The organism is Terrabacter koreensis, from assembly GCF_054783315.1.
This window is the reverse complement of record NZ_BAAGQU010000006.1, coordinates 1-24,302: the sequence shown is the minus strand read 5'-3', so window position 1 is coordinate 24,302 and position 24,302 is coordinate 1. Positions and strand designations below refer to the sequence as shown.

Sequence of the window (24,302 nt, the reverse complement as noted above, 5' to 3'; positions counted from 1 at the left end):
ACCGGAGCCGACCGTGCGCCGAGCCAGAGCCGCAGCTGCCGCCGCACTGCCGGCCGCCCTCGTCCTGGGACTGACGGCTGCCCTGACCGCCTGCACCGCAGGCAAGCCCGGCGTCGAGCTGAGCCAGGTGGCCGGATCCGGGGTCACGGGCACGCCCGTGCCGACGCAGACCGTCACGGTGACCGAGATCGACACGCGCACCGTCACCGCGACGACGACCGTCGTGCACTCGACGACCTCGACCGTGGTGGCAACGCCGACCGTCACCGTAACGGCGCTGCCGCGCCCGAGCCTCACCACGAGCACCGTCTTCAACCGCACGACAGCTCTCGCCGACTACGCCAACCTCGTCAACGACGTGCGAGTGCTGGACCGGATCCCCTTGTCTGGCAACGCGGCCGCCGTCCAGCTCGACGCGATGACCCAGCACCTGGCGCGACTCGGCGCCAACGGGCCACCGCCGGGGCTCGACGCGCCCAGCTACTACGGGAGGCTCTTCTCGCTCGGGCTCTTCGCCCGCGCGGGTGCCGACGAGGCCGCGGCCGGGTCGCCCGTCGCGACGAGCCGCTACTCGGTCGTGCGCCAGGAGACCGGCGTGCTGCTCTCGCTCGTCAACGGCGCGCTGTCGACGACCTTCACGCTGCCGCCGCCCGTGCCGCGGTCGACGGCCACTCCCTGAGCGTCAGTGCTGAGCGTCAGTGCTGAGCGTCAGTGCTGAGCGTCAGCGCCTGGGTGGCGGCGGTTCGGCGTGGACGTGCCGGTTCAGCCGCGAGTGCGACCGCGGCGCGGGCACGCGCGACCAGATCGCACGTTGCAGGGCGAGGGTGAGCCAGCCCGCCAGCGCCATCCCGATGATGTTGACGACGAGCTGCAGCCCGCTGCCCCGCACCTCACCCCACGCCCCGAAGGCGAGGCCGAGGGCGACGTTGCCGGCTGCCGGAATCGTCGTGACCGAGATGAAGACGCCGCTGAGCCCGGTGACCCGGGCTGATGTCAGCGACAGCACGCCCGCGGCCGCGGCGAGCACGGCGACGATGAACGACCACTTGTCCGGCGTGTAGATGAACCCCGTCGCGGGCCGCTCGCCGGTGATGTCCTCGAGCGTCACCCAGCCGAGTGCCCGCCCGATGAGCCCGGCCACGCAGGTGACCGCGATCGCGACGGCGAAGCCCACCGCCAGGGCGCGCGCCGCCACGGCGAGCAGCAGCGGCCGGCGCCGCACCAGGGCGACCCCGAGCGCTGCCACGGCACCGAACTCGGGGCCGAGCACCATCGCGCCGATGACGAGGATCTGGGTGTCGAGGACGATGGCGATGCCGGCGATGAGCGTCGCGAGCGACATGAAGGAGAGGAACGTCCAGTTCAGCTCGCTCTCCTCGTAGGAGCGCTGGGCGACCTCGGCCCACACGACGGCGTCGGCGCTGCTGCCGGGCGTCTCCTCGTCGGCCTCGAACCCGGCCCTCGAGACCCAGGTGCTGACCGGCTCGAGCTGCAGCGTGCCGCCCTCGTGGACCCCGAGATCGCGCAGGCTCTCGACGATGGCGTTGGCGCCCTCGCGGGCGACGTCGGCCTGGACCACGTCGCCGACCGGACGCAGCGCGGCTCCTCGCATGACGGCCAGGGTGCTCACCGCCGAGGAGTCGGAGAGCACCCGGGTCACCTCCTCGGTCAGCTCGCTCGGGATCGTCGCGGTGAGTCTGAGCATGCGTGCCAGTCTGCCGCCGGCGGGGCGGTTTGACAGGACGGCGCGCACGGCCCGACAGTGACATCTGAACATCCGTTCAGATGAACGGCCTGACCGGACCGTGCCAGACGAAGCGGAGACCATGAGCACCGTCAGCGGCCTCGACGCCTGCGCCACGCCCTGCGTGCACCCCGAGAAGGTGGCGCTGGCCACCGACAACGCCCCGGGGCCCGACGAGCTGGCCAGGGTGACCAGCGTCTTCAAGCTGCTCGGCGACCCCACCCGGGCACGCCTGCTCTACGCCCTCCTCGAGGCCGGCGAGCTGTGCGTCTGCGACCTGGCCGCTGCGACCGCCACCGCCGAGACCACCGTCTCCCAGGCCCTGCGACTGCTCCGCGCCTCCGCCGTCGTCACCGGCCGGCGCGAGGGACGCAACATCTACTACCGGCTCAGCGACGCGCACGTGCGTCTACTGCTCGACGTCACCCGTGAGCACGCCCTCCACGACGGGAGTCCCCGGCCGTGAGCCACGACCACGGGTCCCACGGGTCCCACGGGTCCTTCGCGGCGCACGCCGGCGGCCGGCACCGCTGGCGGCTCGCCGTCGCCTTCGGGCTCGTCGGCGCCTTCTTCGTCGTCGAGCTCGTCGCCGGCCTGGTGTCGGGGTCGCTCGCCCTGCTCTCCGACGCCGGCCACATGGCCGCCGACGTCGTGACGCTCGGAGCCGCGCTCGTCGCGACTCGCATCGCGACCCGGGCCGACACGACGGGGCGGCGCACCTTCGGCTCCTACCGCGCCGAGGTCTTCGCCTCCGGGCTCGCGGTGCTGCTCATGCTCGGGGTGGCCGTCTACATCGTCGTCGAGGCCCTCGCCCGCATCGGGTCGCCGGCATCGGTCGCCTCGGGCACGATGCTCGCGGTCGGCGCCGTCGGCCTCGCGGTCAACGTCGCCTCGCTGCTGCTGCTCCGCGGTGGCGCCGGCGAGAGCCTCAACGTCAAGGGCGCCTACCTCGAGGTGGTCGCCGACACCGTCGGCTCGATCGGTGTCGTCGTCGCGGCCCTGCTGGTCCGGGCCACGGGCAGCACCTGGTGGGACACGGTGACCGCCCTCGCCATCGCGGTCTTCGTCGCGGTGCGGGCGGTCGGGCTCGGCCGCGAGGTGGTCGCCGTGCTCGGGCAGCACGCCCCGTCCGGCATGGAGCCGACCGAGGTCCTCCGCGCGCTGTGCGACGTGCCCGGCGTCACCGAGGTGCACGACCTCCACGTCTGGACCCTCACCTCCGGCATGGACGTCGCGACGGCGCATCTCGTCACCGCCCGACCCGATGCCGGGGCGGAGGTGCTCGAGGCCGCGAGCCGGATGCTGCGCGAGCGCTTCCACGTCGCACACGCGACCCTCCAGATCGAGACCACCGACCGCAGCCAGTGCCGGGGAGCCGACTGGTGAGCACCCCATCCCTGCCGACCTTCTCGCTGCTGCCACCCTCGCGGCGGGCGGCCCTCGTGCGCCGGGCGCGGCTGCTCGCCGGCGCCTCGGTCGCCTACAACGTCGTCGAGGCCGTCGTCGCCATCGCGTCGGGCCGCATCGCCGACTCGACCGCGCTCGTCGGGTTCGGGCTCGACTCGACGGTCGAGGTGATGAGCGGCCTCGTGATCCTCTGGCAGTTCGGCCACCGCGTCCCCGAGGAGCGCGAGCACCTGGCGCGTCGCCTCATCGCCGTCTCGTTCTTCGCCCTCGCGGCCTACGTGGCCTTCGAGTCGGTGCGGGCCCTCGTGGGTCGGGAGCAACCCGACACGTCCGTGGTCGGCATCGGGCTCGCTGCCCTCTCGCTCGCCGTCATGCCGATCCTGTCGCACTGGCAGCGACGCACCGGGCGCGAGCTCGGCTCGGGAGCGGTCGTCGCCGACGGCACCCAGACCCTGCTGTGCACCTACCTCTCGGCCGTGCTGCTCGTCGGCCTGCTCGCCAACGCGCTGCTCGGCTGGTGGTGGCTCGACGCGATCGCCGCCCTCGTCATCGCCGGGGTCGCCGTCCGCGAGGGCCGCGCGAACTGGCGCGGCGACGCATGCTGCTGACCCGCGTGCGATCTCTTGACGGCGTGGCCCCTGGCCGACAGGGTGACCAACCGTGACACTCCGGGCCGAGTCCTCCCCCCTGCTCCGCGCGCGCCTCGCTGCCGGCACCGCCTTCTTCGTCCAGGGCCTGCTCTTCATCTCGCTGACGACGCGGCTGCCGCAGATCCAGGAGAAGTGGGACCTCGACGAGCTCGCCGTGAGCGGGCTGCTGCTCATGGTCGTGCTCCTCGCGGGCGCGGGCTCCGTCGTGGCCGAGGTCGTCGCGGCCCGCTCGTCGAGCGCCGTCGTCGTGCGCACCGGCCTCGTCGCCGCCACCGTCGGGTTCGCGGTGCTGCTGCTGGCGCCGGCCTTCTGGGTCTTCGTCGCCGGCCTGGCCGTCTACGGGCTCGCGCTCGGTCTCGTCGACGCGTCGTCGAACATGCAGGCAGTCACCGTCGAGCACCTCTACCGCCGCCCGATCCTTCCGTCGTTCCACGCGTTCTGGACGGCCGGTGGCATCCTCGGCACCCTCGTGACGCTCACGACCGTGGACGTCGACCTCGGCCCGGGCCTGCTCCCGCTGCTCGTCCTGCCGCTCGCCGCCCTGGCGGCGCCCTTCGTGCGCCGCGACCAGCTGGCGCAGTCCGACGCGGCGATCGACGTGCCGTGGCGACGCATCGCGCTGCTCGGCCTCGCGATGGTGCTCTTCTACATGGTCGACACGGCCGCCACGACGTGGGGACCGGTCTACCTCAAGGGCGCCCTCGACGCCCCGAGCGGGCTCACCGCGCTCGCGACGCTCCCCTACCTCGTCGCGACGCTGCTCGCCCGCGCGGTCGGCGACGGCCTCGTCGACCGCCACGGTGCGGTGTGGCTGCTGCGCGTCAGCGGGGTCGTCGCCGCGGCCTCGCTGGCCGTCATCGTCTTCGCGCCGACGTGGCTCGTCGCCGTCCTCGGCTTCACGGTGCTCGGCGGAGCCGTCGCGACGATCGCGCCGCTCAGCTTCTCGGCGGCGGGGGCGATCGCCGGTGGCGAGTCGGACTCTGCCGGTGAGCGCATCGACCGCACCGACCAGGTCGTGGCGCGCTTCAACCAGTTCAACTACGTCGGCGCGCTGCTCGGGGCCGTGCTCACCGGGGCCGTGGGGTCCGACGACCTGCGCCTGGGCTTCGCGGTGCCGATGGTCCTCGTGCTCGGCATCGTCCCGCTCGCGTCGCAGTTCGCGATCATCCGCCGGCGAGGCGCTGTGGTCGGGGCGCGCTGACCTCACCGCGCACCTCGTGCATCACGTCGCGCAGCACGGCGAGCCCGGGCCCGATCGCCTCCTCGCGTATGCCGCCGACCCCGAACGCGAGCCCGTGGCGGGTCGGTCGTTCCAGGTGCCTCGGCGAGAGGGGGTCGACGAAGACGCCCGCTGCGAGGGCGCGGTCGGCGACCGCGATGTCGTCGAGGTCTCCGTCGCGCAGGAAGGTGCAGACGTGGAGCCCGGCGGCCGACGGGACGACCTCGAGCCGGTCCTCGACAGCGGCCAGGCCGCGGAGCAGCTCGTCGCGGCGGGCCCGGTAGACCTTCGTCGCGCGCTTCACGTGCGCGGCGTGGTGGCCCTCGGCGAGGAAGTCGGCGAGGGCGCGCTGCGTCACCGCGTCGCCCTCCCACACCGTCACCCGCTTCGCCTCGCGCAGCGCCGGGGTGAGCGAGCTGGGCGCGATCGCGTAGCCGACCCGCAGGCCGGGCAGCAACGACTTCGAGAACGAGCCGACGTAGACGACGCGACCGTCGCGGTCGAGGCTCTGGAGGGGCTCCAGGGGCCGGTCGGCGAAACGGAACTCGCTGTCGTAGTCGTCCTCCACGAGCACGGCGTCGTGCCGGACCGCCCACTCCAGCAGGGCGATCCGGCGCGCGCGTGACATCGCGACACCTGTCGGGTGCTGGTGCGAGGGCGTGACGTAGACGAGACGGGCCGCGTCGGGCAGCGCGTCGACGACGATGCCCTCGCCGTCGACGGGCACGCCGCGCACCGTCGCGCGGTGGGTGCTGAAGAGCCGCGCGGCCGCCGTGTAGCCGGGGTCCTCGACGGCGACCACGTCGCCCGGCTCGACGAGCACCCGGGCGACCAGGTCGAGCGCCTGCTGCGCCCCTGCCGTCGTCACGACGTCGTCGGCGGAGGCGACCACGGAACGCGACACCCCGGCATACCGCGCGATCTCGCCCTCGAGCCGGCTGGCGCCGCGCTCGTCGTACGTGTCCGGGGCGAGCCGTCCGCGCCGCAGGGTGCCGCTGACGATGCGCCGCCACGTCGCGAGCGGGAAGAGGGAGTGGTCGGGCACGCCGACGGAGAAGTCGTACGCCGCGTCGCCCGGGACCCGTGGCGCGGCGGAGGGCGAGCGCCAGGCAGCCGTCGGCGTCACGGCCCCCGGTCGCGTACGCCGTCCCCGCGCCGTCCCCGAGCGAGCGGGCGGCACGCAGCCCGCCGCGACGAAGGTGCCCGACCCGCGCCTGCTCTCGAGGAGCTGCTCGGCGAGGAGCCGGTCGTACGCGGCGGTGACCGTGCCGCGCGAGACCCGCAGGCTGGTGGCGAGCTCACGGGTCGCCGGCACGCGGTCACCACCGGCGAGGCGACCGTCGAGCACCGCCTCGCGCAGCTGCGCGTAGATCTGGGCCGTGAGGTCGCCGGAGCCGGCGAGGGTGACGTGCAGGTCCACGGGGCGAGCCTAGAGTGGCCCAAACCGACGGGCAAGAAGTGGACCTTCTGACCGGTCCACTCGACCGGGAGTCTTGGGACCATGACCGCACCCGTCCGGCCCGCAGCCCAGACCCCGATCCTCCCGGGCGCGGGGGGCCTCACCGTCGCCCAGGGTGCAGCGCTGTCGGTGGGCGCCGTGCTCGGCACCGGGGTCATCACCCTGCCCGCGCTCGCCGCGGAGGCCGCCGGCCCGGCGTCGCTCGTCGCGTGGGCGGCCCTCGTGCTGCTGTCGGTCCCGCTCGCCAGCACGTTCGCGGCCCTCGGCGCCCGACACCCGGACGGCGGTGGCGTGTCGACGTACGTGCGGCGAGCCTTCGGCGAGCGAGCCGCCGGTGCGGTCGGCTGGTGCTTCTACTTCGCCGTGCCGGTGGGGGCGCCGCCGGCGTCGATGATGGCCGGTGGCTACGTGGCCGACGCCGTCGGTGGCGGGCGGGTGACCACCGTCGCGGTGGGCTGCGCCCTCATCGTCGGCACCGGGCTGATGAACCTCGCGGGCCTGCGCTTCTCCGGACGCGTGCAGCTCGGCCTGGCCACGGTGCTCGCGCTGCTCATGACGGCGACGATCGCGTTCGCGCTCCCCCACGGCAGCACCGCCTCGCTGACCCCCTTCGCCCCGAACGGCTGGGGCGCGGTCGGGACGGCGGCTGCTGTCCTCGTGTGGGGCTTCGCCGGCTGGGAGGCCGTCGCGTCGCTCGCCGGCGACTACCGCGACCCGCGCCGCGACGTGCCGAGGGCGACGACGGTCGCGGTCGTCGTGGTCGGCGTCCTCTACCTCGGTCTGGCCACGACGAGCCTCCTCGTGCTCGGACCGGCGACCGGCCGCAGCCAGGCGCCGTTGTCGGACCTCATGGCGATCGCACTGGGCGAGCAGGCGAGGGTCGTCACCGCCGTCGTCGCCGTGCTGCTGACGGTCGGCGCCATGAACGCGTACTTCGCCGGTGGGTCGCGGCTCGGCGCGGCGCTCGCGCGGGACGGCGCCCTGCCCGCGTGGCTCGCCCGGGGCGGCGGCCCCGGAGAGGTGCCGCGCCGCAGCATCGTGCTCGTCATGCTGCTGTCGATGCTGTCGGTCGGGGCCTCGGTCACGCTGGACCTCGGGCTGACGCCGCTCATGCTGCTGGCCACCGGCTGCTTCACGCTCGTCTACGTGCTCGGCACGGGTGCGGCGCTGCGCCTGCTTCCGCGCGGCACCGCCGGGTGGTGGACCGCGCTCCTCGCGTTCGTGTCGGTCCTCGCACTGCTGGTCGCGAACGGGGCCCACGCACTCTGGGCGCTGGGCATCGTCGCGCTCTCGCTCGCCTACCAGCGCTTCACCCGGTCCGAGGTTCCCAGCGCAGCCCCCTAGACTTCGCCGCCGTGACGACGCAGCGCGCTGAGCGCACGCCCCTGATGCGGTGGTTCCTCGACGCCGAGGAGGCCGATCCCGGCGGCTACTACGAGCGGGAGTCGGAGGCGCAGGAGCAGCAGCACGTGCAGCCGTGGTGGCGCGTCATGTGCCTCACCGGTGTCGACTACTTCTCGACACTCGGCTACCAGCCGGGCATCGCCGCGCTCGCCGCCGGCGCGCTGTCGCCGATCGCGACCCTCATCCTCGTGCTCATCACGCTCTTCGGTGCGCTGCCGATGTACCGCCGGGTGGCGGCCGAGAGCCCGCACGGCGACGGCAGCCTGTCGATGCTGGAACGGCTCCTGTCGTACTGGCCGAGCAAGATCCTCGTGCTCAGCCTGCTCGGCTTCGTCGCGACCGGCTTCATCATCACCATCACGCTGTCCGCCGCCGACGCGAGCGCGCACCTCATCGAGAACCCCTACCTCAAGTCGACCCTCACCGGTCACCAGGTGGGCGTCACGCTGACCCTCCTCGTGCTGCTCGCCGCCATCTTCCTCAAGGGGTTCAAGGAGGCCATCGGGCTCGCCGTCGTGCTCGTCGTCGCCTACCTCGGCCTGAGCGCCGTCGTGCTCGTGCGGGGCATCGTCGAGATCGGCGACCACCCGAGCGCGTTCGGAGACTGGGTCGACGCGATGACCGCGGCACACTCCGCCCCGTTCGGCATCATCGGCGCCGCCCTGCTCGTCTTCCCGGCGCTCGCGCTGGGCCTCTCCGGCTTCGAGACCGGTGTCGTCGTCATGCCGCTCGTCAAGGGCGACGCGACCGACACGACGGAGCAGCCGCTGGGCCGCATCCGCAACGCCCGCAAGCTGCTGACGACCGCCGCCCTCATCATGAGCGTGCTGCTCATCGGGTCCTCGCTCGTGACGACGCTGCTCATCCCGCACGAGCAGTTCGAGCCGGGTGGGCAGGCGAACGGTCGTGCCCTCGCCTACCTCGCGCACGAGCTGCTCGGCGAGGGTTTCGGCACGCTCTACGACGCGTCGACGATCGGCATCCTCTGGTTCGCCGGCGCCTCGGCGATGGCGGGTCTGCTCAACATCGTGCCGCGCTACCTCCCGCGCTACGGGATGGCCCCCGACTGGGCCCGGTCGACGCGCCCGCTGGTCCTCGTCCTGTCGTTCATCGCCGCCGTCGTGACGCTCGCGTTCCGCGCCAACGTCGACGAGCAGGCAGGGGCGTACGCCACCGGCGTGCTCGCGCTCATGACCTCCGCCGCGATCGCCGTGTTCCTGACCGAGCTGCGCCGCGGCCACCGGGGGGCCGCCGGCTTCTTCGCCGTCGTGAGCGCGATCTTCGTCTACACGATCACGATCACCATCGAGGAGCGTCCCGAGGGTCTCGTCATCGCCCTCGTCTTCATCGCCCTCATCGTCGTCATCAGCGTCTGGTCGCGGATCGTCCGCTCGACGGAGCTGCGCGTGCAGCGGGTGGTCTACGACGAGGGGGCCAGGGCGATCCTCGACGATGCGGCGCTCGGCCCGCAGCCGCTGCGGTTCATCGCCAACAAGATCAACGCCGGCGACCGCGAGGAGTACCGCGCGAAGTCGCTCGACGTGCGCATGCACAACCACCTCAACGCTCGGCAGGGCGCGATCTTCCTCGAGGTCGAGATCAGCGACGCCAGCGACTTCGCGACGACGGTGCACGTCGGCTCCGCGGTCGTCGGCGGCCACTACATCCTCCGCGCGACCGGGCCGTCGGTGCCGAACGTGCTCGCCGCCGTGCTGCTCGACGTCCGCGACCGGGTGACCAAGCCCCCGCACGTCTACTTCGAGTGGAGCGAGAAGGCCCCGGGGCAGAACGTGCTGCGCTTCCTGCTGGCCGGGGAGGGCGACATCCCACCCCTCACGCACGAGATCATCCGTCGTGCCGAGCCGGATGCGACCAGGCGTCCGCAGGTGCACGTCGGCGGCTGAGGCTCCCGCCATCCAGGCTCCCGTCAGCCGCGTTCCCTCCACGCGTCCGGCGTGGTCCGGTAGACCCGCGACTCGCCCTCGTACCACTTCTCCATGACCCCGAGGTCGTCGAGCCCGAGACGGCGGCAGACGGCCTGGCTCGCGGCGTTCGTGGTGTGGGTGATGGCGTAGATCTCGGGGACCCCCGCGTCGAAGCCGTGCGTGATGACGGCCGTCGCGGCCTCGGTGGCGTAGCCGTGCCCCCACGAGTCGGGGTGCAGGTGCCAGCCGACCTCGACCTCTCCGTCATCGGCGTTCGGAAGCGTCAGCAGGAGCACCGAGCCGGCCACGACCCCCGTCTCGCGCACCTCGACGGCCCAGAAGCCGAGCGGGGGTGCCTCGCTGCGGCGGTGGTAGCGGTCGATCCGTTCGTGGGCCTCGTCGAGGTCCTTCATGAGCACCGGCTCGGCGTCGCCGAGCCATTTCACGACCTCCATCCGGCTCTGGATGTCCAGCACCCGGTCCGCCTCGTCGTGCGACCAGGGTCGGATGGTCAGGCGGGGCGTCTCGAGGTGCATGGCGCCACGCTCGCACCACGGCGCCCGCCGAGTCCACGCCTTTCCCGGCGCACGCCGGAGCCGACTCCAAGGCAGGATGGCCGCATGTCCGACACGCAGCCGGCGACGACGCCCGGCCATGACATCGCCGCGGCCTACGCCGCGGTCCGCCCGGAGGTCGAGGCCCACACCGCCCTCTTCGTCGAGATGGTGCGCGCCCTGCTCGACGAGGCGGGCATCAACTACCTGACGGTGAGCGGTCGCACCAAGACGGTGGCCTCCTTCACGGCCAAGGCCGAGCGCCGCCGCGACGGCGAGCTGCTCTACCCCGACCCGCTGGTCGACATCACCGACCAGGTCGGCGTGCGCGTCATCACCTACGTCCACGACGACGTCGCCGCCGTCGCCGAGCTGCTCGCCGAGGAGCTCGCCGTCCTCGACGACCGCGACATGGGCCTCGAGACCGCCCGCTCGGGGCGCTTCGGCTACGCCAGCCGGCACCTGCTCGTCGCCGTCGACGCGAGCCGCACCATCCCCGCGGCCTACGAGGGGCTGCGCCGCCGCAGCGCCTCCGTCCAGATCCGGACGGTGCTCCAGCACGCGTGGGCCGAGTTCGAGCACGACATCCGCTACAAGGGCACAGTGCCCGAGGAGCACGCCCACGACCTCGACCGGCGCTTCACGCTGGCCGCCGGTCTCATCGAGCTCGCCGACCGCGAGTTCTCCGCCATCCGCGACCGGCTGCAGATGGCGCTGCCCGCCACGCCGCACGACGCCGCCGTCCAGGACCCGCGCATCAGCTCCCAAGACCTCGCGAAGTTCCTCGCCACGAGGTACGCCGACGCAGGCTGGTCGCGCACCGACCACTACGCCTGGGTCTCCGGCCTGCTCCTCGAGCTCGGCATCACCTCGGTGGACCGCCTCGCCGAGGTCATCGAGCCCACCGACGACGCCGACCTCATCGCCCGGATGGGCTACAAGTACCCGCCCGGCGCGGTGCGACGGCTCGACGACGCACTCCTCGCGACGTTCGGTCAGCGCTACCTCGATCTCGAGGGCAACGCCCACCGGCGCGCGTCGCTGGAAGGCCGCCTCGAGCGGCTCGGCCGGGGCTGAGAAGACAAGCACCCCGACGTGTCGATTCCTGAGGGCCGAGTTCGTCAGGATGATGTGGCGAGAGTCGCCGCACCGCGCGCAGCACATCGCAGACTGCGCACCTGAGCAGAGAAGGAGCCGGCCATGACCGACACGTACGTCTACCTCATCCACGAGGGCGACTGGAACTCCGACGCCTACCTCCCCGGGGCTTCGGCACCGGACGACGGCGCCGACTCCATGAACGGCAGCTTCGCCGCCCACGCAGCCTTCGCCAAGGCCGTCGCCGAGATGGGGGCCCGCATCGTGACGGGGGAGGCACTGCAGGACTCGAAGCACGGGGGTCGGGTGGTTCCCGGTGCCGGCGACCGCAAGGTCGAGGACGCCGTCTACACCGACGGGCCCTTCACCGACACGTCCGAGGTGATCTCGGGCCTCTACGTCGTCGAGGCCGACGACGAGGACACCGCACGCCGCATCGCGGCGCTCGTCCCGACGGGCGGCCACATCGAGTGGCGCAAGGTCTTCCCGAAGACGGGGATGTGAGTGCCGTTCGGTCCAGGTGAGTTCGAGGAGGCGTGGCCGCGCATCGTGCGCGCCCTCGCCTCCTTCACCGGGAGCCTCGACGACGCCGAGGAGTACGCCGCCGAGGCCGTCGCCCGGGCGGCCGCCCACGAGCGAGCCGGCGGGGCCGCCATCGAGTCGTATGCCGCCTGGTGCACGTCCGTCGCCAAGCGTGCCTGGCTCGACGACGCCCGCCGGCGCTCGGTGGAGCGGCGGCTCGCGCCGGAGCTCGCCGGTCCCGACACCGATCCCGCCGCCGACCCGGCCACCGAGCGCATCGCCATGGATGCCGACGACCTGTCAGCCCACGCCCTCGAGGAGCTGGACGACCGGCTCGCCCTGCTCTTCGTCGCCTGCGACGAGGCCATCTCGCCCGCTTCGCGGATGGTGCTGGCCCTGCGGGTGGTCTGTGGCCTCACCGTCCCCGAGATCGCGGGCCATCTCGGGGTGCAGGAGACCGCGGCGGCCGCGCGACTGACCCGCGCCAAGCGGGCGCTCTCCGAGGCCCGCGGCACCTTCCACGTGCCCGACGTCGCCGAGCGCGCACGCCGTCTTCCCGTCGTGCTCGCCTGCGTGTCAGGGATGTTCACTGTGGCGCACCGCACCGTGCTCGACCCGGCCGACGCCCTCGCCGACACAGGACGCCAGGCCCTGTCGATCGCCGACGCCCTCGTCGCCTCCTACCCCGACGACACGGAGGTGCGGGGCCTGCGGGCCGTCATCCGGCTCGGGCTCGCGCGCCGACCCGGTCGGGTCGCGGCCGACGGCACCGGCCTCGCCCTCGACGAGGTCGACCGCCGCACGTGGGACCGCGCGCTCCTGCACGCCGGGCTCGACGACGCCACCGTCGCGGCCGCGGGTGACGGCCGGTTCGCCATCGAAGCGGCCATCGCGGGGCTGCACTCGAGCGCGCCCACGTTCGCGAGCACGGACTGGCCCCGCATCGTCCAGCTCTACGGCGCGCTCGAGGAGCGGTGGCCCTCGTCCTCGGTGCGGGTGGCGCGTCTGGTCGCGACCGCCCAGGCGCTGCTCGTCGCCCGGGACGACGACGGCGCCGCCGACGACGGCGCCGACGACACCCCCAACGACACCCTGGTCGCGCTGGCGGAGGTGGAGCGGGAGCTGGCGTCCCTCGAGTCGCACGCTCCGGCATACGCGAGCAGGGACGCCTCCCTCGCTCTCGCCGACCTCGAGTGGCGCACGGGACGGCGGGAGCACGCGGCGGCGCGCTACCGCGACCTCGCCGAGGTCGTCGCTGTCGAGCCCCTGCGCCGGTTCTGCCTGCGGAGAGCCGGACTCACTCCCCCGTGACGCCGTCGACGTTCTCGCGCAGGAAGTCGGCGTGGCCGTTGTGGCGGGCGTACTCCTCGATCATGTGCAGCAGGATCCAGCGCAGCGTGAACTCCTGGTTCTCCTTGCGGCTCAGCGTCGCCGAGCGGAAGTCCAGGCCGCCCTCCGCGAGCGCCGCGTCGATGTCACGACGGGCCTGCTCGACCGACTCGTCCATGACCCGGTGCAGCTCCTCGGGGCTGTCGTCGGCGGCCGAGGTCATCTCCCAGTCACGGTCGGCCTCCCAGTCGGCGCTCGCCCACGGTTCGGGCATCTCACGGCCGTGCAGGACCCGGCCGAACCAGCTCGCCTCGTTGAGCGCGACGTGCTTGAGCAGGGCGCCCAGGGTCAGCGTCGAGGGGGCCAGCCGCGTCCGGAGCTGCTCGGCCGTCAGCCCCTCCGTCTTCATGCGGAGCGTGTCGCGGTGGTAGTCGAGGAACGCGACGAGGGTGGTGGCCTCGTCGGCGGCGAGGGGTGGGTCGGTGCGCTGGGTGCTCGAAGGCGTCGTCATGGCGCCCGACGCTAGTGTCCGCCGGCTGGAAAACGCCTGCCCTTTACGCGCAGGCGGGAGCACACTGGGCGCGTGCCAACGTCGAGCCAGTGGGTCGCCTTCCTCGTCGCGTCGATCCTCTTCATCCAGGTCCCGGGCCCCAGCCTCCTCTTCACGATCGGCCGTGCCCTCACGGTCGGGCGGCGCGAGGCGCTGCTCTCGGTCGTCGGCAACGCCATCGGGGTCACGACCCAGGCGGTGCTCGTCGCGGTCGGCCTCGGCGCGGTCGTGGCCGCGAGCGTCACGGCCTACACCGTCGTCAAGGTGGCCGGTGCGGCATACGTCATCTGGCTCGGCGTGCAGGCCGTCCGCAACCGGCACGAGGCGCGAGAGGCGCTCGAGAAGCAGGTCTCGGCCAAGCGGGGGCACGCCCTCCGCATCGGCATGGTCGTGGGCCTCACCAACCCCAAGACGATCCTCTTCTTCGTCGCCTTCCTCCCGCAGTTCACCAACGCGGCCGCGGGGCACGTCGCCGTGCAGATGGCGGTGCTCGGCGCGGTCTTCGGCGCGCTCGCCATCTGCAGCGACAGCGTCTGGGCGCTGCTGGCGGCCAGAGCGCGGGAGTGGTTCGCGCGCAAGCCTGCTCGCCTCGACAAGCTCGGCGCCACGGGTGGCGTCATGATGGTCGGGCTCGGCGCCGTCATGATCGCCCGAGAGTAGCGGCACGAAGACGCGCCGTTCCCAGACTTCTCTGCTTGACTGCCATCGTGACGACCCCTCAAGTCACCGCAGCCGACCCGAACCCGTCGACTCGGGTTCGGGAGCACGAGCGTGCCGTCGCCGCCGCCCAGAGGGCGTATGCCGCCCTTCCGCCCGACCGGCCGGTGCGGCTCGCGAAGCGCACGTCGAACCTCTTCCGGGTGCGCAGCGACCTCGGCGCCCCGGGCCTCGACCTGTCGGCCCTGCGCGGCGTCGTGGAGGTGCGGCCGGGTGTCGACGGCGCGCCGGCCACTGCACGCGTGGGCGGCGTGACGACCTACGAGCAGCTCGTCGACGAGCTGCTGCCGCACGGCTACGTGCCGCTCGTCGTGCCGCAGCTGCGCACCATCACGATCGGCGGCGCCGTCACCGGCCTCGGCATCGAGGCCGCGTCCTTCCGCAACGGGCTGCCGCACGAGTCGGTGCTCGAGATGCGAGTGCTCACGGGCGCGGGCGAGGTCGTCACCGCGACTCCTGACGGCGAGCACGCCGACCTGTTCCGCACCTTCCCCAACTCCTACGGCTCCCTCGGCTACGCCCTCGACCTCGTCATCGAGCTGGAGCCGGCCCGGCCCTACGTCGCCCTGCGGCACGAGCGCTTCGACTCCGTCGCCGCCCTCACCGACGCGGTCGGCCCCGTCATGGAGTCGCACACCTGGGACGGGGACCGTGTCGACTTCGTGGACGGGGTCGTCTTCGGCCCGACCGAGGCGTACCTGACGCTCGGGCGCTGGACCGACCACCTCGAGGGGCAGGGCCGGCCCAGCGACTACACCGGCGAGCAGGTGTTCTACCGCTCGATCCAGCAGCGCCGCACCGACGTGCTCACCGCCCACGACTACCTCTGGCGCTGGGACACCGACTGGTTCTGGTGCAGCCGCGCGTTCGGCGCGCAGCACCCGACGATCCGGCGCCTCTGGCCCAAGCACCTGCTGCGCAGCGACGTCTACTGGAGGATCGTCGCCTTCGAGAACCGGCACCACGTCATGTCGCGCATCGACCGGCTGCGCGGGCTGCCCGACCGCGAGCGCGTCGTGCAGGACGTCGAGATCCCGCTCGAGCGCACGGCCGAGTTCGTCGACTGGTTCCTGCGCGAGGTCCCCATCGAGCCGGTCTGGCTGTGCCCGATCCAGCTGCGCGACAGGGGAACCGGCACGCCCTGGCCGCTCTACCCGATGGCCCGCGACGAGCGCTACGTCAACGTCGGCTTCTGGTCGTCGGTGCCGATCGAGCCGGGTGCCGTCGACGGTGACGTGAACCGGCGCATCGAGGCCGAGGTGACCCGGCTCGGTGGCCACAAGTCGCTCTACTCCGACGCGTACTACGACGAGGCGACGTTCGCGCGTCTCTATGGCGGCGACGGGTACGCGCCCGTCAAGGACCGCTACGACCCGGGGGGACGTCTCCCCACCCTCTACGAGAAGGCGGTGCAGGCTCGATGACCATGACGGTGGGACAGGCCTTCGACCTCGTTTTCGGTAGCGACGCCCCCGTGCGGCTCGTCGCGTGGGACGGCTCGGCGGGCGGCAGCCCCGACGGGATCGTCATGCGGCTGACGAACCCCGAGGGACTCAACCACCTGCTGACCGGCGGCTCCGAGCTGGGCCTGGCACGCGCGTACCTGCTCGGCGACCTCGTCATCGAGGGCATCGACGAGGCCGACCCGTACGAGGTGCTGCGGCTCATCGGTGACGGCCTCACCCCGCGCCGGCCCAGCGTGACGGAGGCGGCTGAGCTGGCGCGGTTCGTGGCGCGGCACCGGCCGCACCCGCCTCGACTGCCGCGCGAGGAGACACCCAGCCAGCTGCACCGGATGGCGCAGGGGCTGCGGCACGCGAAGGGTCGCGACGCCGCCGCCATCAGCCACCACTACGACGTGTCGAACGCCTTCTACGAGCGCGTGCTCGGGCCGTCGATGACCTACACGTGCGCCTGCTTCCCGACCGAGAACGCCTCGCTCGAGGAGGCCCAGGCCTACAAGTACGACCTCGTCGCGCAGAAGCTCGGCCTCCGACCGGGCATGCGCCTGCTCGACGTCGGCTGCGGCTGGGGTGGGATGGTGCGGCACGCGGTGAAGCACTACGGCGTCACCGCCCTCGGCGTCACGCTGTCGCGCGAGCAGGCGAGCTGGGCCAGGGCCGCCATCGAGGCCGACGGCATCGCCGACCGGGCCGAGGTGCGGCACGGCGACTACCGCGACGTGACGGAGCGTGGCTTCGACGCCATCAGCTCCATCGGGCTCACCGAGCACATCGGCGTCGGCAACTACCCGGCGTACTTCCGGTTCCTGCGGGACCGCCTGCGCGACGAGGGCCGCCTGCTCAACCACTGCATCACCCGGCCCGACAACAGGCACGACGGCCTCCCGTCACGCGGCTTCATCAACCGCTACGTGTTCCCCGACGGCGAGCTCACCGGCAGCGGCCACATCGTGCGCGTCATGGAGGACGAGGGCTTCGAGGTGCGCCACCACGAGAACCTCCGCGAGCACTACGCCCGCACGTGCGCGGCGTGGAACGCGAACCTGCGCAAGCACTGGGACGAGTGCGTCGAGCTGGCCGGCATCGGGACCGCGCGCGTGTGGGGTCTCTACCTCGCCGGTTCGCGACTCGGCTTCGAGAACAACGGGATCCAGCTGCACCAGGTGCTGGCGTCACGCACGAGCGCGGAGGGCGTCTCGGGCTTCCCGCTCCGACCCCAGGTGGAGCCGACGCGTCAGCCGGAGCCGCCCAGGTCGACGTCGTAGGCCTCGTAGACGAGGTCGCCGCCCTTCTGGCGGTGGCGCACGAGCCGGCCCATGAGCACGGTGAGCTCCTCGCGGAAGACGGGCAGGTCGGCCATCGTGCCGCCGTGCTCGAGGACGGCGAGGTAGCCGTGGATCGCCTCGCGCAGGTCCTGGTGCTCGGCGAGCAGCCGGTTGACCTTGCCGATGAGACGTGGGGCCGTGCGCGTGGCTCGGTCGTAGATGCCGCCCGGGCTCTCGGTGAGGGCGACGTGGTCGTCGAAGTCGTGGGCGAGCTCGGCGAGCGCGGCGCGCACGCGTTCGCGGAACATGCCGCCACGCGCGATCGGCGCCTCGAGGGCGAGGTCGACGGCGGCCACGGACTCACGCAGCTCGGCGCGGTGCAGGCGCACCCGCTCGAGGTGGCGCGCGAGGTCTTCCGACGTCACGACGGCCGGATGGTCGTCGACGACGGTCGGGCTGGGGGCGTTCGGCTGCAGGTTCATGGCGCCACCTCCGTGCCCTCCATGGTCCCCCCGGGTGCCCGGTTCGTCCAGACCTCGCACGGGCGCCTCACGGGCGGCCGTCAGGCGAGGGAGAGGAAGAGCTTCTCCATCTTCGCGACGTCGACGCCCTCGCCGTCGGGGTTCGCGAGGCACTCGCGCAGACCGGAGGCGATGACCGCGAAGCCGGCCCGGTCGAGTGCGCGGGAGACCGCCGCCAGCTGGGTGACGACCTCGGCGCAGTCGCGCCCCTCCTCGATCATCCGGACGATGCCACCGATCTGACCGCGGGCGCGGTTGAGGCGGCGGATGACGGACTGCATCTCGTCGAGGTCGAGCTCCACGGCACGCTCCTATGGCAGACAACCCTCGGCGACGTCTCGATGGTACCCGGGGTCGTATGCCGTGCGCGGGCCAATCGACGGGTGCGCCCGGGTCCGCAGGGAGAGGACGCGTCGGCAGGTCAGCCGGACCGTGGCGCGTACATGATGAGGCCGACGCCCACCAGGCAGACGAGCGCCCCGGCGACGTCCCACCGGTCGGGCCGAAAGCCGTCGGCGACCATGCCCCAAGCCAGCGAGCCGGCGACGAACACCCCGCCGTAGGCGGCGAGGATGCGCCCGAAGCTCGCGTCCGGCTGCAGCGTAGCCACGAAGCCGTACGCGCCGAGGGCGATGACACCCGCTCCCGCCCAGAGCCAGCCCCGGTGCTCGCGCACGCCCTGCCAGACGAGCCAGGCACCACCGATCTCGGCGAGGGCGGCGACCACGAAGAGGACGACGGAGCGGGCGACGGTCACGGGATGTCCCCGGCGGCGCGGCGCTCGTCGTCGCTGCGCAGGATGCAGAACTCGTTGCCCTCGGGGTCGGCCATGACCACCCAGCCGCGGCCGTCGTCGGTGCGGCAGTCCTGGTCGACGGTGGCGCCGAGGGCCAGGACGCGCTCGACCTCCTCGTCGCGGGGGCGGTCGGTGGGGCGCAGGTCGAGGTGCACGCGGTTGCGCACCACCTTGGCGTCGTCGACCTGGATGAGCAGCAGCCGGTGGGACCCGTCGGGCGAGAAGATCATGCACTCGTGGTGGCCGGGCTCGTTGGGGTCGTCGGGGTCCTCGTGGTATCCGAGCAGGTCGGCCCACCAGACCGACTGCGCGTAGGCGTCGAGGGCGTTGATCGTCGTGTGCGAGAGGGCCAGTGCCATGCCGCACATCCTGCCGGTGACGCCGTCGGCACAACCACCGGGTTCGTCACCGGACGCGTCAACCCCGGTTGACGAACCCGAGGGGCGACTCGTACCGTTGTCAACACAGGTTGACAACCAGTACGAGGGCGTGAGGACCGGAGCCGACGATGGAGGTCGAGGACATGCTGAAGCTCGCGCGAGCGACCGGCGACGACGACCCGCGCGCGGCGCTCGCGGCCGCGCGCGAGCTGCGCCGCGAGGCCGACCGCACCGAGGCGACCGTCGTGCGCCGGGCCCGCCTGCAGGGTCTGTCGTTCGCCGAGATCGCCGAGGCGCTGGGCGTGAGCCGGCAGGCGGTGCACAAGAAGTACGGCCGCCGCTGACGGGCCTAACCCTCCCGGCGCAGCACGACGACGGTGTCGAGCGCGACCCGCTGTCCGTCGTCGGTGTCGACCGGGCGCTCCCGGATGCCGGACCGCTCGACGGTGACGGGCAGCCCCTGCGCGGCGTCGAGCACCGCGTCGGGGTCGTAGAGCACCGCTGGGTCGCTCGGACCGCCCCAGCCCTCCGCGAGGTTGCGGCCGGCGTGCCCGACGACGACCACGCGCCCACCAGGGCGCACGGCGGTGACAGCGGCCCGCAGCGCACTGCGCCACTCGTCGGCGGGCAGCTGCAGGTAGCTGAGCAGGGCGAGGTCGTACGAGTCGGGGTCGCCGGGCGGCGCCACCGTCGCGTCACCGACGACCGGGGTCAGCCGGTCGGCGTCGTGGCCGAGCCGGTCGGCGGCGAGCGATCGCATCCGCTCCACCGCCACCGCCGAGTAGTCGAGAGCCACGACGGACCAGCCCTGCTCGACCATCCAGATCGCGTTGCGCCCCTCCCCCGCAGCGAGGTCGAGGGCACGACCCGGCGTCATCGGTCCGATGATCTCGGCGACGAACCGGTTCGGCTCGACCGACCACACGAGGTCGTGGGCGGCATACCGCTCGTCCCAGGCCTTGGCGTCCACGGGCTCTCCTCCTGCTTGTCGACCACCCGGTGGCAGCCGCGAATCCCATTGTGACGCCGCCCGTCTCGTTCGTCACGATCCCCGGACACCACCCCAGCCCCGGCGTAGCGTTGAGCGTGGAAGGGGTGCGCATGATGAACGTCCTCATCGTCCACGAGTCCATGTTCGGCAACACCCGGGAGATCGCGGCGGCCATCGCCGCCGGCCTGAGACGCGGCAGACCGGAGGACGACCGGAGCGTGCGGCTCGTCCACGTCGACGACGCGCCCGTCACCATCGACGACGACGTCGACCTGCTGCTCGTCGGGGGCCCCACGCACGCCTTCGGCATGACGCGCCCGGAGACGAGGCAGGACGCCACGACGAAGGGCGCCACCTCGTCCCGCGAGGGCCTGCGCGAGTGGATCGCCTCGCTGACGCCACTGGCGGACCTTCCCGTCGTCACGTTCGACACGCGGGTCCACGTGCGGATGCTCCCCGGATCCGCCGCGCGTTCAGCGGCCAAGGCGTTGCGCCACAAGGGCTTCGAGCGGGCTGAGCAGGGCGAGACGTTCTGGGTCGAGGGAACGCCCGGACCCGTCGTGACCGGGGAGGTCGAACGCGCCGAACGCTGGGGCGCCGAGCTCGCCGCGCGCGTCTCGCACGGCGTCTCGTGAGGCGCCTGCGACCGATCCGCTAGAGCGATCCGAGCCACGGCTCGAGGTGACCGAGAACCTCCTCGGGAGCCTCGAGCTGCGGCGTGTGCCCGATCCCGTCGAGGTATGCCGTCCGCCACGCCGGGTTGAGCCGCGCGGTGCGCTGGGCGGCTCCGACCGGGACGAGCCGGTCGCGGGTGCCGTGCACGAGCAGCACCGGCTGGCGCACGCCGGCGATGAGGGCGTCGTAGCGCCGGGGCCGGCGCAGCATCGCGAGGATCGAGCGCGCCGCGCCGAGGAACTCCGTCTCGGAGATGCCGTGCTCGCGGCGCCAGGCGACGAGGCGCACACCCGCGTCGACGACGTCGGGATCGGCCCGCGTCGGGTCGGCGAAGCAGAGGTCGACGGTGCCGAGCACCCGCTCGCGGTCGGTGTAGCGGGTGTTGAGGCTCCGGACGAAGCGCTCGCCGACCCGAGGCACGGCATACAGGCCGAAGGTGAGCGCCACCTGGGGGTCGGGACGCAGGCCGGGCGTCGGCAGGGACGGGTCGACCAGCGCCAGGCCGGCGACCTGCTCGGGGCGACGGTGGGCGAGCAGGAGCGACACCATGCCGCCCATCGAGTTGCCGACGAGCACGGCCGGGCGGCCGAGCACCTCGTGGACGAAGCGGCTGAGCACCGCGGCGTTGTGGTGCACCGTGGTCGACCGCCCCTCGGCGGGGCTCAGCCCGAAACCGGGCAGGTCGAGGGCGACGACGCGACGCGAGCGGGCGAGCGCCGGCGCGACGCCGACCCAGTTGAGGTGCGAGCCGCCGAGGCCGTGGACGAGCACGGCCGGCGGGTTGCCGACGGAGCCGTCGGGTGCCTGGTCAGGGCCGCCGAAGTCGACCCAGTGCACCGGCCCGTCGAGGTCGAGCGTGTGGCTGCGACCGCCCCACGGGGCGGCGAGACCGAGGGGTGCCGTGGCCGGCAGCGTCGTCATGACCGCACGGTAACCCCTCCGGCCGGGCACCGCCGACCGGTCACGACCGTGCCCGTGGTCACTGCCGCGCCGCTGCGCGCTCCGACGCGTGGGCGGCCCGTGCCCTCAGGTGCCGGGCCTCCGGCGCGTTGCCGGTGAGATCGGCCGCCCGCGACCACTCGGCCGCGGAGTCGGCCCAGCGCCCCACCCGCCCGAGCAGCTCGGCCCGGACGACGTGGAACGGCGTGTAGCCCTCCAGCCCGAGGCGCCCGAGGTCCGACAGCGCTGCCTGCGGCCCGTCGAGCTCGGCCACGGCGACGACGCGGTTGAGGCGCACGACGTCGGTGGGCGCGACGCGCAGCAGGTGGTCGTAGAGCTGCACGATCTGCGCCCAGTCGGTGTCGGCCGCCCTGGTCGCATCGGTGTGCACGGCATTGACGGCGGCCTGCAGCTGGTAGGGCCCGGGAGCGCCCCGGCGCAGGCACCGGCGCACGAGGTCGTGACCCTCCGCGACCATCGCGGCGTCCCACCGCGAGCGGTCCTGGTCGGGGAGCAGCACGAGCTCGCCCGCTGCGTCGGTGCGCGCCGGCCGTCGCGCCTCGGTGAGCAGCATCAGCGCGAGCAGGCCCATGGCCTCGGGCTCGTCGGGCATCAGCTCGACGAGCACGCGCCCGAGCCGGATCGCCTCGAGGGCGAGGTCGGGCCGGCCGAGCTCGTCGCCCGAGCTCGCGGTGTGGCCCTCGTTGAAGACGAGGTAGATGACGGCGAGCACCGCCGCGAGCCGGCCCGGCAGGTCCGCGTCACGCGGCACGCGGTAGGGGATGCCGTTGTCGCGGATCTTCTTCTTGGCCCGCACGATCCGCTGCGCCATCGTCGCCTCGGGCACGAGGAAGGCGTGCGCGATCTCGGGGGTGGTGAGCCCACCGAGGAGGCGCAGCGTGAGGGCCACGCGCGCCTCGGGCGACAGCGCCGGGTGGCAGCAGGTGAAGACGAGGCGCAGCCGTTCGTCCTTCACCGGCCCCTCCTCCCGGGGCTCCGGCGGCGCGTGGACGACGAGGGCCTCCGCGTGTCGGGCCTCGCGCGTCGACTCGCGCCGCAGGCGGTCGATCGCCCGGTGGCGCGCGGTCGTGATGATCCAGCCGGCCGGACTCGGCGGCATACCTTCTCGGGGCCACCGCTCGACCGCCACGGCGAACGCGTCCTGCACGGCGTCCTCGGCGAGGTCGATGTCGCCGAGGGCGCGGATGAGGACGGAGACCGCGCGGCCGTGCTCGGCACGGAAGACGCGCGCGATGTCCGCACCGGTGACGGCACCTCGGGCACCGGCTGCACCGGCCGGGTCGTCGACCACGTCAGCGGTCGGTCGGCTTCTGGCCGGGGTCGTCGTGGTCGACGAAGGGACGCACCTCGACGGGCAGCCCCGTCGCCCCCGCGATGCGCTCGGCCCACCCGAGCACCGCGTCGTAGTCGTCGCACCGCACGATCGTGAAGCCGCCCAGGTGCTCCTTGGCCTCGGCGAAGGGGCCGTCGGTGAGCACCGCGTCCGCCACCGCGTCGGGCTTGCGGATCGTCGTGGCGCTCGCCTGGTCACCGAGGCCGCCGGCGAACACCCAGGCGCCCGCGGCCCGGATGTCGGCGTTGACCACCTCGAGGTCGGCCATGACGCGGCTGAGGTCGAGGTCCTCGGGCGGCGGGCCGTCGGGCGAGAACAGGCTGATCAGGTAGGTCTTCATGGTCGTCTCCTCCTGCCGGGCGAGCCGGCCGGTCGTGGTGGCCGAGGGCGCGCCCTGTGCGCTCCCTCCACCGACTACACGAACGCGGCCGGTCCCGATCGACATCGTCGACACGTCGGCGCGTGACGGTCCTTCAGCCGCGGGGGCGCTGCTCGACGAGCCCCACGAGGTTGCCCTCGGAGTCGACGACGAAGGCCATCCACTCGTCGGTGCCCGCCGGCCCCAGCGTGTCGTCCTCGTGGCCGAAGATGACGTGCGGCTCGCTGCGCACCTCGACGCCGGCGGCGCGGAGCCGCTCGATGGTCGCCCCGAGGTCGTCGACGCCGAGGTAGTGCAGGGCGCTCGGTGCGCCGATGTCGAGCAGGAGGCGTACGCCGCCGACGTCGAAGAAGACGAGGCCCGGCGGGTCGTAGGTCGCGAGCGGCTCGGCGCCGAGCAGGTCGGAGTAGAAGGCGGACGCACGCGCGAGGTCCTCGGCGTGCTGGGCGATCTGGACGAGTGCCATGCGTTTCTCCTATGTCAAGCCGCTGCCGTGAGGCAAGGGGCTTGACGGTTGTGGTGGTCGGCGGTCAGGAGGTTGAAGACGGTTCGTGCGAGGCGTCGTTTGAGGCAGCGGAGGGCTTCGGTGCGCGACTTTCCCTCGGCCAGCTTCTTGTCGTAGTAGGCCCTGCCGAGGGAGCCGGTCAGGCGGATCTGGGTGATGGCGATGCGGTGCAGCGCGCAGTTGAGCTGACGGTTGCCGGATCGGGTCATCCGGACCCGGCCCATGCTGTTCCCGGACCAGACGGGGATGGGCGCAACCCCGGAATGCCGCGCGAACTGCGCCTCACCGGTGAACCGGGTGATCCCGGCGGCCTCGCCCAGCAGCTTGGCAGCGGACAGCTCACCGCACCCCGGCAGGGTCAACAGCTCGGGCACCTGACGACGCGCCAAGGCACCCAGGCGCCGGTCGAAGTCCTTGATCCGCGCCGTCAACGCGATGACGTCCTCGAGCTCGTCC

Annotated in this window: 29 protein-coding genes; 15 read left to right on the top strand and 14 right to left on the bottom strand. The window is 73.0% G+C overall.

The window, feature by feature from the left end:
* Positions 1-13: 13 nt before the first annotated feature.
* The gene (locus ACYVNR_RS16510) at positions 14-679 is read left to right on the top strand and encodes a hypothetical protein (RefSeq protein WP_045192098.1); all 666 of its coding nucleotides are present in this window, start codon (positions 14-16) and stop codon (positions 677-679) included.
* A 42-nt stretch (positions 680-721) separates the two neighbouring features.
* On the opposite strand, the gene ACYVNR_RS16505 is transcribed toward ACYVNR_RS16510, so the two are convergent.
* Positions 722-1,705, bottom strand: coding sequence for a DUF389 domain-containing protein (locus ACYVNR_RS16505; protein ID WP_461049445.1), 984 nt, complete (start codon positions 1,703-1,705; stop codon positions 722-724).
* A 121-nt stretch (positions 1,706-1,826) separates the two neighbouring features.
* Here ACYVNR_RS16505 and ACYVNR_RS16500 point away from each other — a divergent pair, with 121 nt between their 5' ends.
* From ACYVNR_RS16500 to ACYVNR_RS16485, 4 genes are read left to right on the top strand one after another with little or no spacing between them, the layout of a single operon-like run.
* The gene (locus tag ACYVNR_RS16500; RefSeq protein ID WP_461049443.1) at positions 1,827-2,210 is read left to right on the top strand and encodes an ArsR/SmtB family transcription factor; all 384 of its coding nucleotides are present in this window, start codon (positions 1,827-1,829) and stop codon (positions 2,208-2,210) included.
* Positions 2,207-3,130 carry a cation diffusion facilitator family transporter gene (locus ACYVNR_RS16495; protein ID WP_461049441.1) on the top strand — a complete coding sequence of 308 codons (924 nt, stop codon included), beginning with the start codon at positions 2,207-2,209 and terminating at the stop codon, positions 3,128-3,130. The genes ACYVNR_RS16500 and ACYVNR_RS16495 overlap by 4 nt, the downstream gene beginning before the upstream one ends.
* On the top strand, positions 3,127-3,759 hold the full coding sequence (locus tag ACYVNR_RS16490; protein ID WP_461049439.1) for a cation diffusion facilitator family transporter: 633 nt from the start codon (positions 3,127-3,129) through the stop codon (positions 3,757-3,759). Before ACYVNR_RS16495 ends, ACYVNR_RS16490 begins: the two co-directional genes overlap by 4 nt.
* A 52-nt stretch (positions 3,760-3,811) precedes the next feature.
* Positions 3,812-5,002: an MFS transporter gene (locus tag ACYVNR_RS16485; protein ID WP_045192101.1), complete on the top strand. Its 1,191-nt coding sequence runs from the start codon at positions 3,812-3,814 to the stop codon at positions 5,000-5,002.
* On the opposite strand, the gene pdxR is transcribed toward ACYVNR_RS16485, so the two are convergent.
* Positions 4,965-6,440: a MocR-like pyridoxine biosynthesis transcription factor PdxR gene (gene pdxR / locus ACYVNR_RS16480; RefSeq protein WP_461049436.1), complete on the bottom strand. Its 1,476-nt coding sequence runs from the start codon at positions 6,438-6,440 to the stop codon at positions 4,965-4,967. The genes ACYVNR_RS16485 and pdxR overlap by 38 nt on opposite strands.
* Before the next feature lie 81 nt (positions 6,441-6,521).
* On the opposite strand from pdxR, the gene ACYVNR_RS16475 reads away from it, so the two are divergent.
* Both ACYVNR_RS16475 and ACYVNR_RS16470 read left to right on the top strand, forming a co-directional pair.
* A complete protein-coding gene (locus ACYVNR_RS16475; RefSeq protein ID WP_461049434.1) occupies positions 6,522-7,823 on the top strand; it encodes an APC family permease in 1,302 nt (433 codons plus the stop codon).
* A 44-nt stretch (positions 7,824-7,867) separates the two neighbouring features.
* Entirely contained in the window at positions 7,868-9,787 is a 1,920-nt protein-coding gene (locus ACYVNR_RS16470; protein ID WP_461049567.1) for an APC family permease, read from the top strand.
* 23 nt (positions 9,788-9,810) lie between these two features.
* On the opposite strand, the gene ACYVNR_RS16465 is transcribed toward ACYVNR_RS16470, so the two are convergent.
* Positions 9,811-10,344, bottom strand: a complete 534-nt coding sequence (locus tag ACYVNR_RS16465; protein ID WP_045192105.1) for a GNAT family N-acetyltransferase — start codon at positions 10,342-10,344, stop codon at positions 9,811-9,813.
* An 84-nt stretch (positions 10,345-10,428) separates the two neighbouring features.
* Between ACYVNR_RS16465 and ACYVNR_RS16460 the strand changes: the two genes are divergently transcribed.
* From ACYVNR_RS16460 to ACYVNR_RS16450, 3 genes are all read left to right on the top strand, one after another.
* The gene (locus tag ACYVNR_RS16460; RefSeq protein ID WP_045192106.1) at positions 10,429-11,439 is read left to right on the top strand and encodes a GTP pyrophosphokinase; all 1,011 of its coding nucleotides are present in this window, start codon (positions 10,429-10,431) and stop codon (positions 11,437-11,439) included.
* Positions 11,440-11,562: 123 nt separating this feature from the next.
* Entirely contained in the window at positions 11,563-11,964 is a 402-nt protein-coding gene (locus ACYVNR_RS16455) for a YciI family protein (protein ID WP_045192107.1), read from the top strand.
* Positions 11,965-13,293 carry a DUF6596 domain-containing protein gene (locus ACYVNR_RS16450; protein WP_045192108.1) on the top strand — a complete coding sequence of 443 codons (1,329 nt, stop codon included), beginning with the start codon at positions 11,965-11,967 and terminating at the stop codon, positions 13,291-13,293.
* Here ACYVNR_RS16450 and ACYVNR_RS16445 read toward each other — a convergent pair.
* Positions 13,280-13,822 carry a DinB family protein gene (locus ACYVNR_RS16445; protein WP_045192109.1) on the bottom strand — a complete coding sequence of 181 codons (543 nt, stop codon included), beginning with the start codon at positions 13,820-13,822 and terminating at the stop codon, positions 13,280-13,282. The two genes, ACYVNR_RS16450 and ACYVNR_RS16445, sit on opposite strands and share 14 nt — an antisense overlap.
* Positions 13,823-13,894: 72 nt before the next feature.
* Here ACYVNR_RS16445 and ACYVNR_RS16440 point away from each other — a divergent pair, with 72 nt between their 5' ends.
* Genes ACYVNR_RS16440 through ACYVNR_RS16430 form a run of 3 tightly spaced genes read left to right on the top strand, consistent with a single transcriptional unit; the run spans position 13,895 to position 17,306 of the window.
* Complete coding sequence (locus ACYVNR_RS16440; protein WP_045192110.1) at positions 13,895-14,521, top strand: LysE family translocator; 627 nt, start codon at positions 13,895-13,897, stop codon at positions 14,519-14,521.
* 35 nt (positions 14,522-14,556) lie between these two features.
* Positions 14,557-16,002 carry an FAD-binding oxidoreductase gene (locus ACYVNR_RS16435; protein WP_461049430.1) on the top strand — a complete coding sequence of 482 codons (1,446 nt, stop codon included), beginning with the start codon at positions 14,557-14,559 and terminating at the stop codon, positions 16,000-16,002.
* Between the two features lie 2 nt (positions 16,003-16,004).
* Complete coding sequence (locus ACYVNR_RS16430; RefSeq protein WP_458801276.1) at positions 16,005-17,306, top strand: class I SAM-dependent methyltransferase; 1,302 nt, start codon at positions 16,005-16,007, stop codon at positions 17,304-17,306.
* Here the strand turns inward: ACYVNR_RS16430 and ACYVNR_RS16425 are convergent.
* The 4 genes from ACYVNR_RS16425 to ACYVNR_RS16410 form a co-directional block, all read right to left on the bottom strand.
* Positions 17,276-17,788, bottom strand: coding sequence for a hypothetical protein (locus ACYVNR_RS16425; RefSeq protein WP_045192114.1), 513 nt, complete (start codon positions 17,786-17,788; stop codon positions 17,276-17,278). The two genes, ACYVNR_RS16430 and ACYVNR_RS16425, sit on opposite strands and share 31 nt — an antisense overlap.
* An 80-nt stretch (positions 17,789-17,868) precedes the next feature.
* Positions 17,869-18,129 (bottom strand): metal-sensitive transcriptional regulator, encoded by a 261-nt coding sequence (locus tag ACYVNR_RS16420; protein ID WP_045192115.1) that lies wholly within the window; start codon positions 18,127-18,129, stop codon positions 17,869-17,871.
* A gap of 119 nt (positions 18,130-18,248) precedes the next feature.
* Positions 18,249-18,584, bottom strand: a complete 336-nt coding sequence (locus ACYVNR_RS16415) for a YnfA family protein (protein ID WP_461049427.1) — start codon at positions 18,582-18,584, stop codon at positions 18,249-18,251.
* Positions 18,581-18,982, bottom strand: a complete 402-nt coding sequence (locus ACYVNR_RS16410; protein ID WP_461049425.1) for a VOC family protein — start codon at positions 18,980-18,982, stop codon at positions 18,581-18,583. The genes ACYVNR_RS16415 and ACYVNR_RS16410 overlap by 4 nt, the downstream gene beginning before the upstream one ends.
* Positions 18,983-19,131: 149 nt before the next feature.
* Between ACYVNR_RS16410 and ACYVNR_RS16405 the strand changes: the two genes are divergently transcribed.
* Positions 19,132-19,347, top strand: coding sequence for a sigma factor-like helix-turn-helix DNA-binding protein (locus ACYVNR_RS16405; protein WP_386053758.1), 216 nt, complete (start codon positions 19,132-19,134; stop codon positions 19,345-19,347).
* 5 nt (positions 19,348-19,352) lie between these two features.
* Here ACYVNR_RS16405 and ACYVNR_RS16400 read toward each other — a convergent pair whose 3' ends face one another.
* Positions 19,353-19,973, bottom strand: a complete 621-nt coding sequence (locus ACYVNR_RS16400) for a class I SAM-dependent methyltransferase (RefSeq protein WP_461049423.1) — start codon at positions 19,971-19,973, stop codon at positions 19,353-19,355.
* 131 nt (positions 19,974-20,104) lie between these two features.
* Between ACYVNR_RS16400 and ACYVNR_RS16395 the strand changes: the two genes are divergently transcribed.
* Positions 20,105-20,629 (top strand): flavodoxin family protein, encoded by a 525-nt coding sequence (locus ACYVNR_RS16395; RefSeq protein ID WP_461049421.1) that lies wholly within the window; start codon positions 20,105-20,107, stop codon positions 20,627-20,629.
* Between the two features lie 19 nt (positions 20,630-20,648).
* Here the strand turns inward: ACYVNR_RS16395 and ACYVNR_RS16390 are convergent, their stop codons facing one another.
* The 5 genes from ACYVNR_RS16390 to ACYVNR_RS16370 form a co-directional block, all read right to left on the bottom strand.
* Positions 20,649-21,590: an alpha/beta fold hydrolase gene (locus ACYVNR_RS16390; RefSeq protein WP_461049419.1), complete on the bottom strand. Its 942-nt coding sequence runs from the start codon at positions 21,588-21,590 to the stop codon at positions 20,649-20,651.
* 58 nt (positions 21,591-21,648) lie between these two features.
* Positions 21,649-22,920, bottom strand: coding sequence for an RNA polymerase sigma factor (locus ACYVNR_RS16385; protein WP_461049417.1), 1,272 nt, complete (start codon positions 22,918-22,920; stop codon positions 21,649-21,651).
* Position 22,921: 1 nt separating this feature from the next.
* Complete coding sequence (locus ACYVNR_RS16380; RefSeq protein ID WP_461049415.1) at positions 22,922-23,302, bottom strand: YciI family protein; 381 nt, start codon at positions 23,300-23,302, stop codon at positions 22,922-22,924.
* Between the two features lie 133 nt (positions 23,303-23,435).
* The gene (locus ACYVNR_RS16375) at positions 23,436-23,807 is read right to left on the bottom strand and encodes a VOC family protein (protein ID WP_458801291.1); all 372 of its coding nucleotides are present in this window, start codon (positions 23,805-23,807) and stop codon (positions 23,436-23,438) included.
* Between the two features lie 14 nt (positions 23,808-23,821).
* The coding region (locus ACYVNR_RS16370; RefSeq protein ID WP_461049412.1) for a transposase at positions 23,822-24,302 on the bottom strand (481 nt) is incomplete at its 5' end.